This window comes from Thiobacillus sp. (genome assembly GCF_018780105.1).
Classification (GTDB): Bacteria; Pseudomonadota; Gammaproteobacteria; order Burkholderiales; family Thiobacillaceae; genus Thiobacillus.
The window spans coordinates 1-14,407 of record NZ_JADMKC010000026.1 but is presented as its reverse complement, the minus strand read 5'-3'; the positions used below and the strand labels follow the sequence as shown (position 1 = coordinate 14,407).

Below are 14,407 nucleotides of genomic sequence, written 5' to 3'. Positions count from 1 at the left end.
TCTTTGTCTTTAGTCCCCAAAAAAAAACGGCCACCTAAAGGTGGCCGTTTCGTAATCGGGTCTGACCCCTATTGCTATGTTGCTTATGCACCATCACAAACATTAACTGGGCCAATAAGGCGTTGCGCTACTGTCGATGCGCATGACCAAGCTCCCGTGTTTGCGTCACGTGTCAAAGTAATTGTTTCTCCAGCAACACCAGCAGGACCGCCAACAATTGTGCCCTCAATTTCCGTTGTGCCAGTAACAGTAACTGTCGTGTTGGCATTGGTTGCCTGAACGCCAATAAACGCATCAGTTGCGGGGTTTGCGGGCGGGTTGACGAGTAAGGGTGCCAAATTGTCGTTAAGAGCAACGTCGAAGCCTGTCTTACCTGGCGCTATTTCAGCCAAAGCTGCTGCAAATTTAGATTTGGCCACATAGTCCTGATATGCCGGAATCGCCACCGCCGCCAAAATACCAATAATCGCCACCACAATCATCAATTCGATCAGGGTGAAGCCTTGTTGAGCTTTACGTGCCATAACTTTCATTTCCATTTTGATGCTCCTAAAAAGTTGAGAATGAACACGTGTTCGCCGTGTCTGGCTCGTTAACGTGCAGCAGCCGTGCCAACTTTAGGCAAACCCGCATTAAATTCATCCAATCGCGCTGAAGGCCTTGTGCAGCGTGGGGGTTGCGCTGCCAGACTGGCGCAACGCACGATCAGTCTGCCGTGCGCAACAGGATTTTCACCGCCGCTTCAGGTCACGATGTGCCGCAATTTGTCAGTTATTTATTTGGTCAGGATTGTTTGGCTGCCGGGACTCGCACGCCCTTTCTACCCACCAAAGCAAAAAGCCACGGTCTCCCGTGGCTTTTCATTTAATACAGCGCCACGGTCTCCCGTGGCGTTTACTTTGTTTGGTGGGTCGGCCGAGATTCGAACTCGGGACCAACGGATTAAAAGTCCGCTGCTCTACCGGCTGAGCTACCGACCCGTGGATTTTGCAGCAGCCTGCTGGCTGAAGCCCTATCCGTGAAAGCGCGAAATTATAGCCGAATCGATGCGTCCGGGTAAAGGCTTATGACGGTTTTTTGAAGCACGGCGTCATCCGCATCGACCGTCAACCGCCGGGCAAGCTCAAGCCTCGCCGCGCATCATCAGGATGTACTGCACTTTCATGGTGGCTGCGCTGCCGACCACGATCGCGACGAAGGTCAGGATGGAGCCGAGCGCCAGCGTGGAAAAGCCGGTAATGCCCTGGCCGATGGTGCAGCCCATCGCCAGCACGCCGCCGAAGCCCATGAGGGTCGCGCCGACCAGATGGTTGACGAAGTCGCGGCCCGAGGCGAACCACTCGATGCGGAAGCTGCGCGAAACCAGCGACCACAACAGGGAGCCTGCGACGACGCCGGCCAGCGCCATGATGCCGAAGGTCAGCAGGGTGCGGTCGAAACCGCTGGCCGCGTAGCCGAGGGTTTGCCCCATGGGGTTGATGAAGGTGAAGGATTGCGCGGCAAGCGGGCCGGCGGCAGCGGGTCGCACGGCGTCGGCGGGCGCGTAGAGCTCCCAGTCCTGAACGTAGGCCTGCAGCGAGAGGATTTCGCCGTCGGCGTCGACCATGACGTTGCTGCTCACATACCAGGCGGCGAGTACTGCGAGTCCGACGACGAGGCCGCCAAGGATGTTGTCGAAACTGCCACGGAAATCAGCCGACAGGAAAACCCACACCAACAGCAGGCCGCCGATGACGCCGCCGGCCACCATGCGGCCGGTGGCGACATTGTCGGCGAACAGCATCGCGCCGAGGTCCTGGTTGCCGGAAAGCGCGACGGCGGTCGGGTTGGTCCAAGGATAGAACAGCATGGAATACAGGGTCTTGTCGCTGCCCGGGAAGGGGTTGATCATGAAATAGGCGATCACGGCGATGACCAGCAACACCATGATCGATTTGAGATTGCCGCCGCCGATGCGAATCAGGGTTTTGTTGCCGCAACCGGAGGCGAGCGTCATGCCAATGCCGAACAGCAGGCCCCCGAGTACGTATTCCAGCCAGGGCAGGCTGGTCTGGCGATAGGGCGGGAAGGTGCCGGAGAGATTCACCATGCCGGCCGCTTCGAGCCCCGTCACGCCGAGCACGCCGACCGCGATGGCCAGCAACCAGGCGCGCAGGCGCCCGGTGTCGCCCATGTTGACCCAGTCGGACACGGCCCCCATGGTGCAGAAATTTGTTTTGTTGACCAGCGCGCCCATGACCAGGGCGATCGCGAAGGTCGACCACAGCAAAAATGATTGTGAACTGGCGAAATCGGCATAGGTCATGCGTCTATTCCTCGTCTGGAATGAAAAGGCAGGGCCGCTGCGGGCACCCGGTAAAGTGGCCGAATCATAATGCGTTTACGCGCAAGTCTGGCTGACCAATAAATACCATTTGAACAGCTGGGCGCAACCAAGCCTACTTGAATGCGCGATTCAAGCGCCGGCCGCGTAGCGCGTCGGATCGGGGATGCCCGCGGCACGGAAGCCCTCGCGCCGCAGGCGACAGGCATCGCAACGCCCGCAGGCCCGGCCGTCAAGGTCGGCCTGATAACAGCTCACGGTTTGCGCGTAGTCCACACCCAGCGCAATGCCGCGCTGGACGATGTCGGCCTTGGACAGATATTGCAGCGGCGCATGCACGCGTAGCTGGGCGCCTTCGACCCCGGCCCGGGTGGCGAGATTGGCCATGTGTTCGAAGGCGGCGATGAATTCGGGGCGGCAATCGGGGTAGCCCGAATAATCCACCGCGTTGACGCCGATGAAGATGTCGCGCCCGCCCAGCACCTCGGTCCACGCCAGGGCCAGCGACAGCATCACGGTGTTGCGCGCCGGCACATAGGTGACCGGAATGCCGGTGGTGGGGGTTTCGGGCACGGCGATGCTGGCATCGGTCAGCGCCGATCCGCCGAAATCGCCCAGACCCAGCCGCAGCACGCGGTGCTCGACCGCGCCCAGGCTCGTGGCCAGACGCGCCGCTGCGGCCAGTTCGGCGTTGTGGCGCTGGCCGTAATCGAGGCTGAGCGTGTGGCAGGCATAGCCGGCATCGCGCGCGATGGCCAGCACGGTGGCGGAATCCAGTCCGCCCGATAACAGAATGACCGCAGGTTTCATTGTGATCACAGGTTTCATTTTCCGGGCGTATTGCCCCAGAGGATTTTGTGCAGTTGCACCTGCATGCGCACCGGCAGGCGGTCGGCGATCACCCAGTCGGCCAGTTCTGCCGGCGGCAGTTCGCCCTGCACGGGGGAAAACAAGACCGGGCAGATCTGCGCCAGCTTCTGCGCGTGCAGGACCTCGCACGCCCAGTCGTAATCGGCACGGCTGGCCAGGACAAACTTGATTTCATCGTGCGGCGTCAGGTGCGCCAGATTGTCCCAGCGGTTGCGCGCCTCTTCGCCGGACCCTGGCGCCTTGATGTCGACGATGCGCGACACGCGCGGATCCACGCCGGACACATCGAGCGCGCCGCTGGTTTCCAGCGATACGGAATAGCCGGCATCGCACAGGCCGCTCAGCAAGGCAGGGCAATTCTTTTGCGCCAGCGGTTCACCGCCGGTGACGCACACGGTCGGCACGCCGAATTCCGCGATCCGCGCCAGCAACGAATTCAAGGTGACGGTTTCGCCGCCTTGAAAGCTGTAGGTCGTATCGCACCAGCGGCAGCGCAACGGGCACCCGGTCAGGCGCACGAACACCGTCGGCAAACCGGCACGGCTGGTTTCACCCTGCAGCGACAGGAACACCTCGCTGACACGAAGCGTGAGTGCGGCCGCAGGCGACTCAGCACGCAGCGGATCGGCGTCCTTCAGGGAACCATCGGCATGGGGACTACGGCCTGCCCCTTGCGGGGAAAGGGTCAGCGCATCGACCATGATTATTTGAGCGCAGCCAGCCGTTTGCTCGCCTGAGTCGCTGCGGGGGTGCCGGGATATTTGGCGATCAGCTGCTCAAGTGTCTTGCGCGCGGCGGGCAGCTTGTTCAGCGCGACCTGATTGGTGGCGATATTGAGCATGGCGTCCGGCACCTTGTTGCTGGCGGGGTACGCCACGACCAGCTTTTGCTGATGGGCCAGCGAAGTTTTGTAATCCTTCAGGCCGTAATACGCATACCCGATCCAGTATTGCGCGTTGGGCGCCAGGGCACTGTCGGGCCAGGTCTTGAGGAAGGCCTTGAAATCGGCAATTGCGCCCTTGTAGTCGTCTTCGCGGAACAGCTTGAGCGCGGCTTCGTAAGCAGCCGTTTCGGCCTGTGTGTCCGCCGCCGGCGTGGCGACCGTCCCGGGCGGCGCAACCGGTGCGACCACCGGCGCAGCTTTGGCCGCTTTGGCTAGCTCGCTCAGCCGCTGGTCAAGATCGGTGTACAGATCGGTTTGTCGCTTGTCCAGCGTGTCGAGCTGGTGCGCCTGCACTTCGGTCAGGCCGCGCAGCTTGGCGACCTCGGCCTTCAGCGTCTCGATTTCCTTCAGCATGCCCAGCATGCTCTGGCTGGGTTGCGCCGCTGTTTCCAGCGCAGGCGGACGCCCCAGTTCTGCCGTGTCTGCCGCCTGTGCCGGCCCAATCAGCGCCGCAAAAATCAAACCAAAAACCTGCTTCATCACGCTTTACTCGTCGCCATACACCACATCGACACGGCGGTTCTCGGCGTAGGCGGCTTCGTTATCCGCCTCGTCACGCGGCTTTTCTTCGCCGAAGCTCACCGCTTCCAGCTGCCCCTCCGTCACCCCCAGCACGCTCAGCGCCTTGCGTACCGCTTCGGCCCGTTTCTGCCCCAGCGCCAGGTTGTATTCACGGCTGCCGCGCTCGTCGGTATTGCCCTGCAGCACCACACGTGCGTCACGCTTGGACACGAGATAGGCGGCATGCGCTTCAAGCGCCGGGGAGTATTCATCTTTCACCACAAAGCTGTCGTAGTCGAAGTAAACGCTGCGTTTGGACAGGGGGCTGGCCGGGTCCTTGCGAGGATCTCCTGCATACTTGCCGCCGTCGATCGCGCTGCCCTTCACTCCTTCAGCGCCCAGCCCGGTGGTCTCGGTGCCATTGCCGGCAGACTTGCCATCGCCGGCCTGGGTCGCGGTGCCGGTCGTGCCACCGGTTCGGTCTTCGACGGCCGCCTTATCTCCGGTGCTGCTGCACGCCGAAAGGGTCAGGGCCAGCAGGGCAATACCAAAAATCTTGTTCATGCGATCTCTCCTATTAACAAAAAGCGGGCACAGCAAAATACGGTCATGCAATGCGATTTACGGCCCCCAGTCGGGCTCGCGCGCATCGACACCCGGTTCGGACAAGCGGGCACGGGTTTTTCCATCCAGGCTCACGGTACCCAGTACGCCACGGCCGCCCTGCACGGTTGCGTACAGCACCGACTGGCTATTCGGGGCGAAGCTCGGCGACTCGTCGCGCGCGCTGTCGGTCAGTACGCGGGTCTGGCCATTCGCCAGATCCTGCAACACCACCCGGAAGCGTCCACCGTCCCGACCAATATAGGCCAGATAGCGGCCATCCGGGCTGAGCGTGGGGGACACATTGTAGCTGCCGCCAAAGCTCAGGCGTTTGGGTTCGCCGCCGCTGGCCGCCACCCGGTAAATCTGCGGGCTGCCGCCGCGATCCGAGGTGAAATACACGGTCTGGCCGTCCGGCGAAAATACCGGCTCGGTGTCGATGTTGCCGCCTCGTGTCAACCGGGTGAGGCCGCTGCCGTCCACGTTGATCAGGTAGATCTGCGAGGCCTGGTCGCGGGTCAGCACCACGGCCAGCCGCCTGCCGTCGGGCGCCCACGCCGGCGCCGAATTGGAGCCCTTGAACGCAGCGGCTTTGCGGCGCCCGCCTTCGCGCAGCGACTGCACGTACACGACGGGTTTTTTGTCTTCGAACGACACGTAGACCAGGCTCGCGCCATCGGGCGAAAACGCCGGCGAAATCAGCGGCTCGCCAGAGCGCACCACGGTGCGCGGATTCTGGCCGTCGGCATCGGCCACTTTCAGTTCGTAGCGCTTGCCCTGCTTCTGCACGTAGGCGATGTGGCTGGCGAATGCACCGCGCGTGCCGGTCAGTTTTTCGTAAATGATGTCGGCGATCTGGTGCGCGGTGGCGCGCCACTGTCCCGCCGTGATGGTGTAACTGTAACCGACCAGCTGCGTCTGCTTCACCGCGTCGAGCAAGCGGAATTTCACCTCGAAACGGCCACCGGGCAGAGCCGTCACCTGCCCCGCCACGACGGCCTCGGCGCCCTTGCTGCGCCAGTCGCCGATGCTGACAAGCGCAAGGTCGGGCGGCGCCATGCCTTGCGTCTCCAGCAGGCTGAACTGGCCGCTGCGCTTGAGATCGTCGCCGACGATCTGCTGCAACGCAGGCGCCGGCTGGCCCTGTGCCGAAGAAAATGGCAGCAGCGCGATCGCAATCCGGTTGGCCGCACCACCGACCACCTCGATTTCCATCGCCGCGCGCGCAGCGAACGGTGCACTCAGCAGCGCCAGAAAAAACAGGGGAAACAGGAAAACAGCACGCAGCATGGGGTAGGAATCTCACGTAAAAAAGCTGTCGGCCGAGTATAGCCGACTGCGGCCGGCCCTACGGCCGCCTCACTCTTGAGGGCGATGGCTAAAGGAAAGTTCCGGCACGAAGGCTGCGCGCGCCTCGCGCTCGGCGGGCAGCGGCAACGGCGAGGACTTTTCGATCGCGCGCACCACCGCAGCGTCATACGCCGGATTGCCGCTCGATTGCGTCACCCGCACGCTCACGACGTCACCAGTGGGCAGCAGTTTCACCAGGCAACGCACCTGCGGATTGCCTTTCAGATTGTCGGGCAGGCGGGTGTTGCCGCGCACGGTGGCCCTGATCAGATCGCGATACCTGCCGACGGTTTGCGCCAGCGCAGCCTGTCGCGCGCCGGCGGCCTGCGCTTCGGCTTGTCTGGCCGCACGGGCGGCATTCGCCGCGGACTCGTTCGCCATGCTTTGCTTGAGCTCGTCGGCTTCCATCTGGCGCAGCAAGGCCTGCTTTTTCTGCTCGGCCGCCTGCTTGTCGCGCACCTGCTTCAATGCGTCGGCCTCGGCCCGCGCGGCCTCTTTGCGCGCCTGCTCTTCGGCGGCCTGGATCGCCTTCAGTTTTTTCAGCCGCGCCGTCTCGGCGCGCTGCTTTTCCTTTTCCAGCGCGATATCGGGGGCTTTGGGGGGCGGCGGCTCATCTGCCTGCGGCTTGGGCGCGGGCGCAGGTTTCGGCGCGGGCGCAGGCGCGGTGCGAACAGGCGGTTTGACCGCGTCTGGCGGTGACTCCGCCCTGGGCACGCTCTGCCACAGGTCCACCATGACCGGCGCGGGATGCTCGGTTTGCCACGACACGCCGAACACCAGCAACAGCACGAACACCGCATGCACGCCGAACGCCAGCGCGCCGGCAGCCCATTTCGGATTGTCGCGCCGGACCTGGGCGGCCTCCCGTACCGGCTTCATGGCGCCGGGCGCGCAAGCAGGCCGATGCGGGTGATCTGCGCCTTCTGCAGCAGGGTCATGGTGTGCATCACTTCCTCGTAGCGCACGCTCTTGTCCGCCGCGATCACCACCGGCTGGTCCGGCGCAGTGCGGTGCAGTTCGGCCAGGGCGGCGGCCAGTTCTCGCTGTGTCACGCCGCGTTCGGTTTCGCCGGTGGCGCGGTTTTTCAGCAGATAGTCGCCGGATGCCTTGATGATGACTTCGAGTGGCTGCGCCGGCGTCTGCGAGGTCTTGCCCACGCTCGGCAGTTCGACCTGGGCCGGGTTGATGAAGGGCGCGGTCACCATGAAAATCACCAGCAAAACCAGCATCACGTCGATCATCGGCACGACGTTGATCTGGGCGACCTGCTTGCGAACGCGTGCCATGGTGAGTTACTTCGTCGCCTGCCGTTGCAGGATGTTGGAAAACTCCTCCATGAAGCTTTCCATGCGGTTTGCGAGGCGGTCGATGTCGTGGGTATAGCGGTTGTAGCCGACCACGGCCGGAATCGCGGCAAACAGCCCCATCGCAGTCGCGATCAGCGCTTCGGCGATGCCCGGTGCCACCTGCGCCAGCGTCGCCTGCGCCACGCTGGACAGCCCCACAAACGCGATCATGATGCCCCACACGGTGCCGAACAGCCCGACATAGGGCGACACCGAACCGACCGTGGCGAGAAACGACAAATGCGATTCGAGGCTGTCGAGTTCGCGCTGATAGGTGGCGCGCATGGCGCGGCGGGTACCGTCGAGGATGACATTGATCGACTGCCCCGACTGGCCGCGCAGTTTGAGGAACTCGCGAAATCCGGCCTCGAAGATACGGCCCATTTCGCACACGCTTTCTCGCCCGCTGGAGATCCTCTGGTACAGCGCGTTGAGATCGCTGCCGCCCCAGAATTCGTGCTCGAACTGGTCGGTCAGCTGACGCGCACGTTTGAGCGTGAACAGCTTGATGAAAATCACCCACCACGACATCAGCGAGGCGCCGAGCAGCAGCAGCATGACGAACTGCACCGGCAGCGAGGCATTCCAGACGAGATGCAGCAAGGACAGGTCTTGACTGAGTTCGGGGTTCACGTGACAGGTTCCAGGACAGACAGAATGGACGCAGGAATTTTAACGGGTTTGAAAAGGGCCGCATCGACGCACGCCAGCGTCACCCGCGCGGCAACCAGGGGTGTGACGCCGCGCGCCACGGTTTGTTCCACAGTCAGGCTGGCGCCGCCGATGCGCTTGAGCTCGACCGACACCGCCAGCGCATCGTTGAAGCGCGCCGGCGCCAGGTAATCGACTTCCACCCGGCGCACCACGAACGCCACGCCCTGCGTGTCGCGCAACACGTCCTGCTCGAAGCCCAGCGCACGCAGCCACTCCGAGCGGGCGCGTTCCATGAACCTGAGGTAATTGGCGTAATACACCACGCCGCCGGCGTCGGTGTCTTCCCAATAAACGCGGACGGGCCAGCTGAATCCCTTGCTCAAATCGACCTGGCGCAAATCGGCCATGCTCAAAACAGGTCCGGCTCGCTGGACGGCATCGCGAGGCCGAGATGGCGATACGCCAGCGGCGTGGCGATGCGGCCGCGCGGCGTGCGTTGCAGATAGCCCTGCTGGATCAGATAGGGCTCCAGCACGTCTTCGATGGTGTCGCGCTCCTCGCCGATGGCGGCCGCGACGTTATCCAGCCCGACCGGGCCGCCCATGAATTTCTCGACCACCGCGGACAGAAGCTTGCGGTCCATCATGTCGAGCCCGGCCCGGTCGACGTCGAGCATCACCAGCGCCGCATCGGCCACCGCGCCGGTGGCGTGGCCGTCGGCCTTGACCTCGGCGTAGTCGCGCACCCGCCGCAGCAGGCGGTTGGCGATGCGCGGGGTGCCGCGCGAGCGCCGCGCGATTTCCAGCGCGCCGGCTTCTTCCAGATTCATCTGCAGCAAGCCGGCCGAGCGGTGGACGATGTAGCCCAGCTCTTCTGCCGTATAAAACTCCAGCCGCGCGACGATGCCGAAGCGGTCGCGCAGCGGGTTGGTGAGCATGCCCGCCCGGGTGGTGGCGCCGACCAGGGTGAACGGCGGCAGATCGAGCTTGACCGAGCGCGCCGCCGGGCCTTCGCCAATCATGATGTCGATCTGGAAATCTTCCAGCGCCGGATACAGCACCTCTTCCACCACCGGACTCAGGCGATGGATTTCGTCGATGAACAGCACGTCGTTGGGCTCGAGATTGGTCAGCAGGGCGGCGAGGTCGCCGGCGCGCTCCAGCACCGGCCCCGAGGTCTGCCGCAGATTGACGCCCATCTCGCGCGCGATGATGTGCGCCAGCGTGGTCTTGCCCAGCCCCGGGGGGCCGAACAGCAGCACGTGGTCGAGGGCTTCGCTGCGCTTTTTCGCCGCATGGATGAAGATTTCGAGCTGCTCGCGCGCCTTCACCTGGCCGACGTATTCGGCCAGCGTGCGCGGCCGCAACGCACGCTCGATCTGTTCTTCGACGGGACTGACGGCGGCGGGAGCGATAAGACGGTCGGTTTCGATCATGGCGCCGGGAAATTGAAAGCGGGCAAGTGCGGGATTCTACTCCGGGGGCAGCGTGGCTTCCTGTACCAGCTGTCCGCGCCCCAGCGCCTTGGCGCGATACAGCGCGCGGTCGGCGCGTATCAGCGCTTCATTCATCGAATCGACGCCGGCACTGCCGAGCCAGGTCTGGCCCGCGCTGAGGCCTGTCTGCAATTCGAGGCCGAGCGCGCCCAGACGCGCCTTGAAATGGTCGTCCAGACGCTGGTACCAGGCATTCACCCCGGCAGGATCGAGACCGGACAGCAGCACGGTAAATTCGTCGCCCGCCAGCCGCGCAGCCATGTCCGCACGCCGGGTCAGTGCTTTCAGCGATTGCGCCAGCGCAAGCAATACCTGGTCGCCCACACCATGCCCATAGTGGTCGTTGACGCCCTTGAAGTAATCGATATCGATCATCACCAGTGCTATCGCCTGGTTCCGCTCGGCCAGGCCCAAGGCTTGCGCGAAAACCATTTCAAAGGCACGGCGATTGGGCAACTCGGTGAGGGAATCCGTCAGGCTCAAGTGTTCCAGCTGATCGCGCTGTTCCTTCAAATGCAGGGCGATACGGTTGATGTTTTCAGCAACCGGCGCGAACTCCACATAGCGCGTCACGATAGGCCGCACGCTCTCGTCGCGGGTGAGGCAGGACAGTGCATCCTGCGCCGCCGCGATATCCTGCATCACCGGACGACGCATCCGCAGCGCAGTCACGATGAGCAAGCCCAGCACGCCCGCCAGGGTAAGAATGCCCGCCAGAATTTGCAGCCATCCGCCAAAACCGCCAAAACGGATCGGCGTCTGCGCCACCAGCTTCCAGCCCATCGCCGGCACCGGCACCCGCACCTCGCGCATCGCACCTGACACGGCGCCACTGCCGACCACGGCCTGTCCGGTCGAGTCCAGCAGCCGGATGGCATCGCCCGGGCGGGTCGAATCGTCGACGATGCGCTGCAGCTGCGCCATGCGCACGCTCGTAAAAATCTTGCCGAGTATTTCGCCATCCGGGCTTCGCACTTCCGTCAGCAGGTCGACATGCTCGTAACCGGGCTTGTCGCGATGGACCAGCACCTGATTGCGTTCTCCATTGAGCGTGTTCGACAACTCACGCAGACACAAGGGGCCCACCCGCTGGGCGGCCGCATCGCCATAGATCTTGCCCGCCGGGCTCGTCAGCGCCAGCCCCAGGACACCAGGGAGCAAACGCTGGCGCGCCTTTGCCCATACCTGCTTCTCCATGTCCGTCCCCACCAGCATCAAATCGATCAACTCGGGGTCGTGTGCCAGGTTGTCCACCACTTCCTGGTAATAATTCCAGTCGCGGGTCACGCTGGCGGCCGCCTGTTCGGCTTCCAGACGCAGCAAACGCATCTCGGCTGCTTCGTTCGCCCGCAAGCTGAACATCACGCTCAGCGCCATGCCCCCGACAAAGAGGCCGATCACGCCCAGCAGCAGCCAGACAAAATAGCGCCGCAGCGAAGCAGGACGTGGTGAAGGCGGGATGGCGGGTACGTTCACGTCAGGCCCGGGACAAGGAGCGCAGGGCCTGGCGGATCGCCTCGCCCACCGGCAGGTCGGGCGGCAACGCGCGCAAGGCTTCGGTCGTTTCGCGTTCGTTGTAGCCCAGCGCCAGCAGAGCCTGGCGCACGTCGTCCGACACCCCGGCCAGCGCAGCGCTGGCAATCGCACCGGCAAACACCGGCCGCCCCTTGAGTTCCAGCAACAGACGCTCGGCGGTTTTCTTGCCGATGCCCGGGACTTTGACGATACGGCCGATTTCCTGCGCGGCGATGGCTGCCGACAGATCATTGACGCTCAAGCCGGACAACACCGACAGCGCGGTTTTCGCGCCGATGCCGGAGACTTTCAGCAATTCGCGGAACGCGGTGCGCTCGATCTCACTGGCAAACCCATACAGCAGATGCGCATCTTCACGAATTGCCAGATGCGTAAGCAGGCTGATTTTCTCGCCCAGTGCGGGTAGGTTGTAAAAGGTGCTCATCGGCACGTCGATTTCGTAGCCGACGCCGCCCACGTCCACCAGCACTTGCGGCGGCTGCTTGGCGGCCAGAATGCCGCAAATACGTCCGATCATGGGGTGCGACCGATCATTGGAAATCTCCGGATAACAACAGGATAGCCGCAAGCAGCAAGGGCAGCGCATGCGCGGCAAGCAGGGTCAGCTTGATGGCCAGGGCGAGCTGTTCGGGTACCGCCGCAAAACGCTGCAACTGCCGCCACGCCAGCACGGTGGGAATCCAGGCAACCAGCACGCCCATCGCCGCATGCGGCAGCGCGCCGGACAGAACACCTCCCACTAGCGCCCATGCTGCCAACAGCAGAATCAGGCCATAACCCCAGGCGGCGGCCTGCGGTTGCAGCCGCGCCACCCAATGCAGCTTGCCGCTGGCGCGGTCGGCCTCACGATCGGGAAACTGGTTGATGTAGAGAACATTGGCGACCAGCAGCGCATAGGGTGCGCCTGCCAGCCAGGGCAGCGGTGCCCATGCGCCGCGCTGCGCATAATCCGCCCCACCGACGACGAGCAGGAATCCGGTTACGACGCACAGTTCGCCCACCCCCCGGCTATTCAATTGCAGCGGCGGCGCCGAGTAGGCCCAGCCAATGGTGAGACCAACCAGCCCAATCCAGAACAGTCCCGCGCCCGTTACGCTCAGCAGCCACAACCCGCCGGCGATCGTGGCGGCAAACAGCGCGACAGCAAAAAGCAGCACCTGGCGCGGCGACAGCACGCCGTTCTGAATGAAACGGCTGCCGCCGGTGAAGGGATAGATACGCTGCGTGTTGCGCGCGTCGGTGCCGTTCAGATGATCGCAATAATCGTTGAGCACATTGATGCCCGCGTGCGCCAGCAGCGCCAGCAGCAGCGTGACCAGCGCGCGTTCCCAGCCGAACGCCGCGCCTCCCGTGACTGCCGTGGCAAAGCCCAGCAGACAGCCGGCCAGCGTGATACTGAGAAAAGCCGGACGCGTCGCCAGCACATAGCGGACAAACGGGTTGGCGAGGCGTTCGCGCGAGGGTTCGAGTGATGCCAGGGCAGGGTTCATACCAACCGTCCGCCTTTCACGCGGTAACCCGCTGTCGAGTGCACCCCCAGGCGGCTCCCATGCGCGTGAGTGATGGCGCAAGCAAGCGCGTCGGCGGCATCGGCGGTGGGCGCCACCGGCAGGTTCAGCAGGCGCTTGACCATTTCCTGCACCTGTTCCTTGGCCGCCTTTCCGTGGCCGGCCACCGCCTGCTTGATTTGCAGCGCAGTGTATTCCGCTACCGGCAACTGCTGCGACACCGCTGCGCAAATGGCGGCGCCGCGCGCCTGCCCAAGCAGCAAGGTGGATTGCGGGTTGACGTTGACGAAGACGATTTCCACCGCGCAGGTATCGGGCTGCCAGGTGGCAATCACCTCGTTGAGTCCGGCGAACAGCACGCCGAGCCGTTGCGGCAATTCGCCCTCGCCGCTTTTGATGACGCCGCTGGCGACATAGGCCAGCTTCTGGCCGGTCTGTTCGATCAGGCCAAAGCCGGTGATGCGCAAACCAGGATCGATGCCGAGGATGCGCAAAATGCGGTTTATTCCGGCAGCACGGCGTTGGTGTAGACATCCTGCACATCGTCGAGCACTTCCAGCGCGTCGAGGATCTTCTGCATCTTCACTGCGTCGTCACCGGCGAGTTCAGTCTCGCCCTCGGCACGCATGGTGATCTCGGCCACCGCCGGTTTGAACCCGGCTTTTTCCAGCGCCTCCTTCACCATTTCGAAGGCCTTGGGATCGGGCGAAGTCAGCACTTCGATCGAGCCGTCCTCGTTGGGAATGATGTCGTCCGCACCGGCATCGAGCGCGACTTCCATCACCGTGTCTTCGCTGGCGCCCGGCTCCAGGATGATCTGGCCGCAGTGCTTGAACTGGAATGCCACGCAGCCGTCGGTGCCCATGTTGCCGCCGTGCTTGGTGAAGGCGTGGCGCACGTCGGCGACGGTGCGGGTCTTATTGTCGGTGAGGCAGTCGACGATCACCGCGACGCCGCCGATGCCGTAGCCTTCGTAGCGCGCTTCTTCGTAGTTGACGCCGTCGAGCTGGCCGCTGCCGCGCTTGACCGCGTTTTCGATGTTGTCCTTCGGCATCGACTCGGCCTTGGCCTTGTCGATCGCCAGCCGCAGGCGCGGGTTCATCGCCGGATCGCCGCCGCCCATCTTGGCCGCCACGGTGATTTCCTTGATAAGCTTGGTGAAGACCTTGCCGCGCTTGGCATCCTGACGCCCTTTACGGTGCTGGATGTTGGCCCATTTCGAATGTCCTGCCATGTTGATTCCAACGCAAAATAATCGGAGATTTTAGCACCGTGGCC

17 protein-coding genes and 1 tRNA gene are annotated in these 14,407 nt (G+C 63.5%); all 18 read right to left on the bottom strand.

What is annotated here, in order from left to right:
- Positions 1-83 precede the first annotated feature (83 nt).
- Positions 84-539: a pilin gene (locus IV098_RS12930; RefSeq protein ID WP_296889711.1), complete on the bottom strand. Its 456-nt coding sequence runs from the start codon at positions 537-539 to the stop codon at positions 84-86.
- A 365-nt stretch (positions 540-904) separates the two neighbouring features.
- Positions 905-980 (bottom strand) — tRNA-Lys (locus tag IV098_RS12925).
- Positions 981-1,123: 143 nt separating this feature from the next.
- Positions 1,124-2,305 carry a YeeE/YedE family protein gene (locus IV098_RS12920; protein ID WP_296889709.1) on the bottom strand — a complete coding sequence of 394 codons (1,182 nt, stop codon included), beginning with the start codon at positions 2,303-2,305 and terminating at the stop codon, positions 1,124-1,126.
- A 150-nt stretch (positions 2,306-2,455) separates the two neighbouring features.
- Entirely contained in the window at positions 2,456-3,133 is a 678-nt protein-coding gene (gene queC / locus IV098_RS12915; protein WP_296889707.1) for a 7-cyano-7-deazaguanine synthase QueC, read from the bottom strand.
- Between the two features lie 14 nt (positions 3,134-3,147).
- Positions 3,148-3,894: a 7-carboxy-7-deazaguanine synthase QueE gene (gene queE / locus IV098_RS12910; RefSeq protein WP_296889705.1), complete on the bottom strand. Its 747-nt coding sequence runs from the start codon at positions 3,892-3,894 to the stop codon at positions 3,148-3,150.
- A gap of 2 nt (positions 3,895-3,896) precedes the next feature.
- Positions 3,897-4,616 (bottom strand): tol-pal system protein YbgF, encoded by a 720-nt coding sequence (ybgF, locus tag IV098_RS12905; RefSeq protein ID WP_296889703.1) that lies wholly within the window; start codon positions 4,614-4,616, stop codon positions 3,897-3,899.
- 6 nt (positions 4,617-4,622) lie between these two features.
- On the bottom strand, positions 4,623-5,201 hold the full coding sequence (gene pal / locus IV098_RS12900; protein ID WP_296889701.1) for a peptidoglycan-associated lipoprotein Pal: 579 nt from the start codon (positions 5,199-5,201) through the stop codon (positions 4,623-4,625).
- A gap of 57 nt (positions 5,202-5,258) precedes the next feature.
- Complete coding sequence (gene tolB / locus IV098_RS12895; RefSeq protein WP_296889699.1) at positions 5,259-6,530, bottom strand: Tol-Pal system beta propeller repeat protein TolB; 1,272 nt, start codon at positions 6,528-6,530, stop codon at positions 5,259-5,261.
- Between the two features lie 69 nt (positions 6,531-6,599).
- Entirely contained in the window at positions 6,600-7,469 is an 870-nt protein-coding gene (gene tolA / locus IV098_RS12890; protein WP_296889697.1) for a cell envelope integrity protein TolA, read from the bottom strand.
- Positions 7,466-7,876 (bottom strand): protein TolR, encoded by a 411-nt coding sequence (gene tolR, locus IV098_RS12885; protein ID WP_296889695.1) that lies wholly within the window; start codon positions 7,874-7,876, stop codon positions 7,466-7,468. The genes tolA and tolR overlap by 4 nt, the downstream gene beginning before the upstream one ends.
- Positions 7,877-7,882: 6 nt before the next feature.
- A complete protein-coding gene (gene tolQ / locus IV098_RS12880) occupies positions 7,883-8,569 on the bottom strand; it encodes a protein TolQ (RefSeq protein ID WP_296889693.1) in 687 nt (228 codons plus the stop codon).
- Positions 8,566-8,997: a tol-pal system-associated acyl-CoA thioesterase gene (gene ybgC / locus IV098_RS12875; RefSeq protein WP_296889691.1), complete on the bottom strand. Its 432-nt coding sequence runs from the start codon at positions 8,995-8,997 to the stop codon at positions 8,566-8,568. Before ybgC ends, tolQ begins: the two co-directional genes overlap by 4 nt.
- A 2-nt stretch (positions 8,998-8,999) precedes the next feature.
- A complete protein-coding gene (ruvB, locus tag IV098_RS12870) occupies positions 9,000-10,025 on the bottom strand; it encodes a Holliday junction branch migration DNA helicase RuvB (protein WP_296889689.1) in 1,026 nt (341 codons plus the stop codon).
- Positions 10,026-10,061: 36 nt separating this feature from the next.
- Positions 10,062-11,561: a GGDEF domain-containing protein gene (locus IV098_RS12865; protein ID WP_296889688.1), complete on the bottom strand. Its 1,500-nt coding sequence runs from the start codon at positions 11,559-11,561 to the stop codon at positions 10,062-10,064.
- Position 11,562: 1 nt separating this feature from the next.
- The gene (ruvA, locus tag IV098_RS12860; protein ID WP_296889686.1) at positions 11,563-12,138 is read right to left on the bottom strand and encodes a Holliday junction branch migration protein RuvA; all 576 of its coding nucleotides are present in this window, start codon (positions 12,136-12,138) and stop codon (positions 11,563-11,565) included.
- A gap of 13 nt (positions 12,139-12,151) precedes the next feature.
- Positions 12,152-13,111: a prenyltransferase gene (locus IV098_RS12855; protein WP_296889684.1), complete on the bottom strand. Its 960-nt coding sequence runs from the start codon at positions 13,109-13,111 to the stop codon at positions 12,152-12,154.
- Positions 13,108-13,623: a crossover junction endodeoxyribonuclease RuvC gene (ruvC, locus tag IV098_RS12850; RefSeq protein ID WP_296889682.1), complete on the bottom strand. Its 516-nt coding sequence runs from the start codon at positions 13,621-13,623 to the stop codon at positions 13,108-13,110. The genes IV098_RS12855 and ruvC overlap by 4 nt, the downstream gene beginning before the upstream one ends.
- 8 nt (positions 13,624-13,631) lie before the next feature.
- Positions 13,632-14,363: a YebC/PmpR family DNA-binding transcriptional regulator gene (locus IV098_RS12845; protein ID WP_296889680.1), complete on the bottom strand. Its 732-nt coding sequence runs from the start codon at positions 14,361-14,363 to the stop codon at positions 13,632-13,634.
- Positions 14,364-14,407 lie beyond the last annotated feature (44 nt).

Excerpts from the sequence above, each read along its gene's own strand:
- IV098_RS12930 (WP_296889711.1), bottom strand. The coding sequence starts at position 539 with ATGGAAATGAAAGTTATGGCACGTAAAGCTCAACAAGGCTTCACCCTG.
- IV098_RS12920 (WP_296889709.1), bottom strand. The coding sequence starts at position 2,305 with ATGACCTATGCCGATTTCGCCAGTTCACAATCATTTTTGCTGTGGTCG.
- queC (WP_296889707.1), bottom strand. The coding sequence starts at position 3,133 with ATGAAACCTGCGGTCATTCTGTTATCGGGCGGACTGGATTCCGCCACC.
- queE (WP_296889705.1), bottom strand. The coding sequence starts at position 3,894 with ATGGTCGATGCGCTGACCCTTTCCCCGCAAGGGGCAGGCCGTAGTCCC.
- ybgF (WP_296889703.1), bottom strand. The coding sequence starts at position 4,616 with ATGAAGCAGGTTTTTGGTTTGATTTTTGCGGCGCTGATTGGGCCGGCA.
- pal (WP_296889701.1), bottom strand. The coding sequence starts at position 5,201 with ATGAACAAGATTTTTGGTATTGCCCTGCTGGCCCTGACCCTTTCGGCG.
- tolB (WP_296889699.1), bottom strand. The coding sequence starts at position 6,530 with ATGCTGCGTGCTGTTTTCCTGTTTCCCCTGTTTTTTCTGGCGCTGCTG.
- tolA (WP_296889697.1), bottom strand. The coding sequence starts at position 7,469 with ATGAAGCCGGTACGGGAGGCCGCCCAGGTCCGGCGCGACAATCCGAAA.
- tolR (WP_296889695.1), bottom strand. The coding sequence starts at position 7,876 with ATGGCACGCGTTCGCAAGCAGGTCGCCCAGATCAACGTCGTGCCGATG.
- ybgC (WP_296889691.1), bottom strand. The coding sequence starts at position 8,997 with ATGGCCGATTTGCGCCAGGTCGATTTGAGCAAGGGATTCAGCTGGCCC.
- ruvB (WP_296889689.1), bottom strand. The coding sequence starts at position 10,025 with ATGATCGAAACCGACCGTCTTATCGCTCCCGCCGCCGTCAGTCCCGTC.
- ruvA (WP_296889686.1), bottom strand. The coding sequence starts at position 12,138 with ATGATCGGACGTATTTGCGGCATTCTGGCCGCCAAGCAGCCGCCGCAA.
- IV098_RS12855 (WP_296889684.1), bottom strand. The coding sequence starts at position 13,111 with ATGAACCCTGCCCTGGCATCACTCGAACCCTCGCGCGAACGCCTCGCC.
- IV098_RS12845 (WP_296889680.1), bottom strand. The coding sequence starts at position 14,363 with ATGGCAGGACATTCGAAATGGGCCAACATCCAGCACCGTAAAGGGCGT.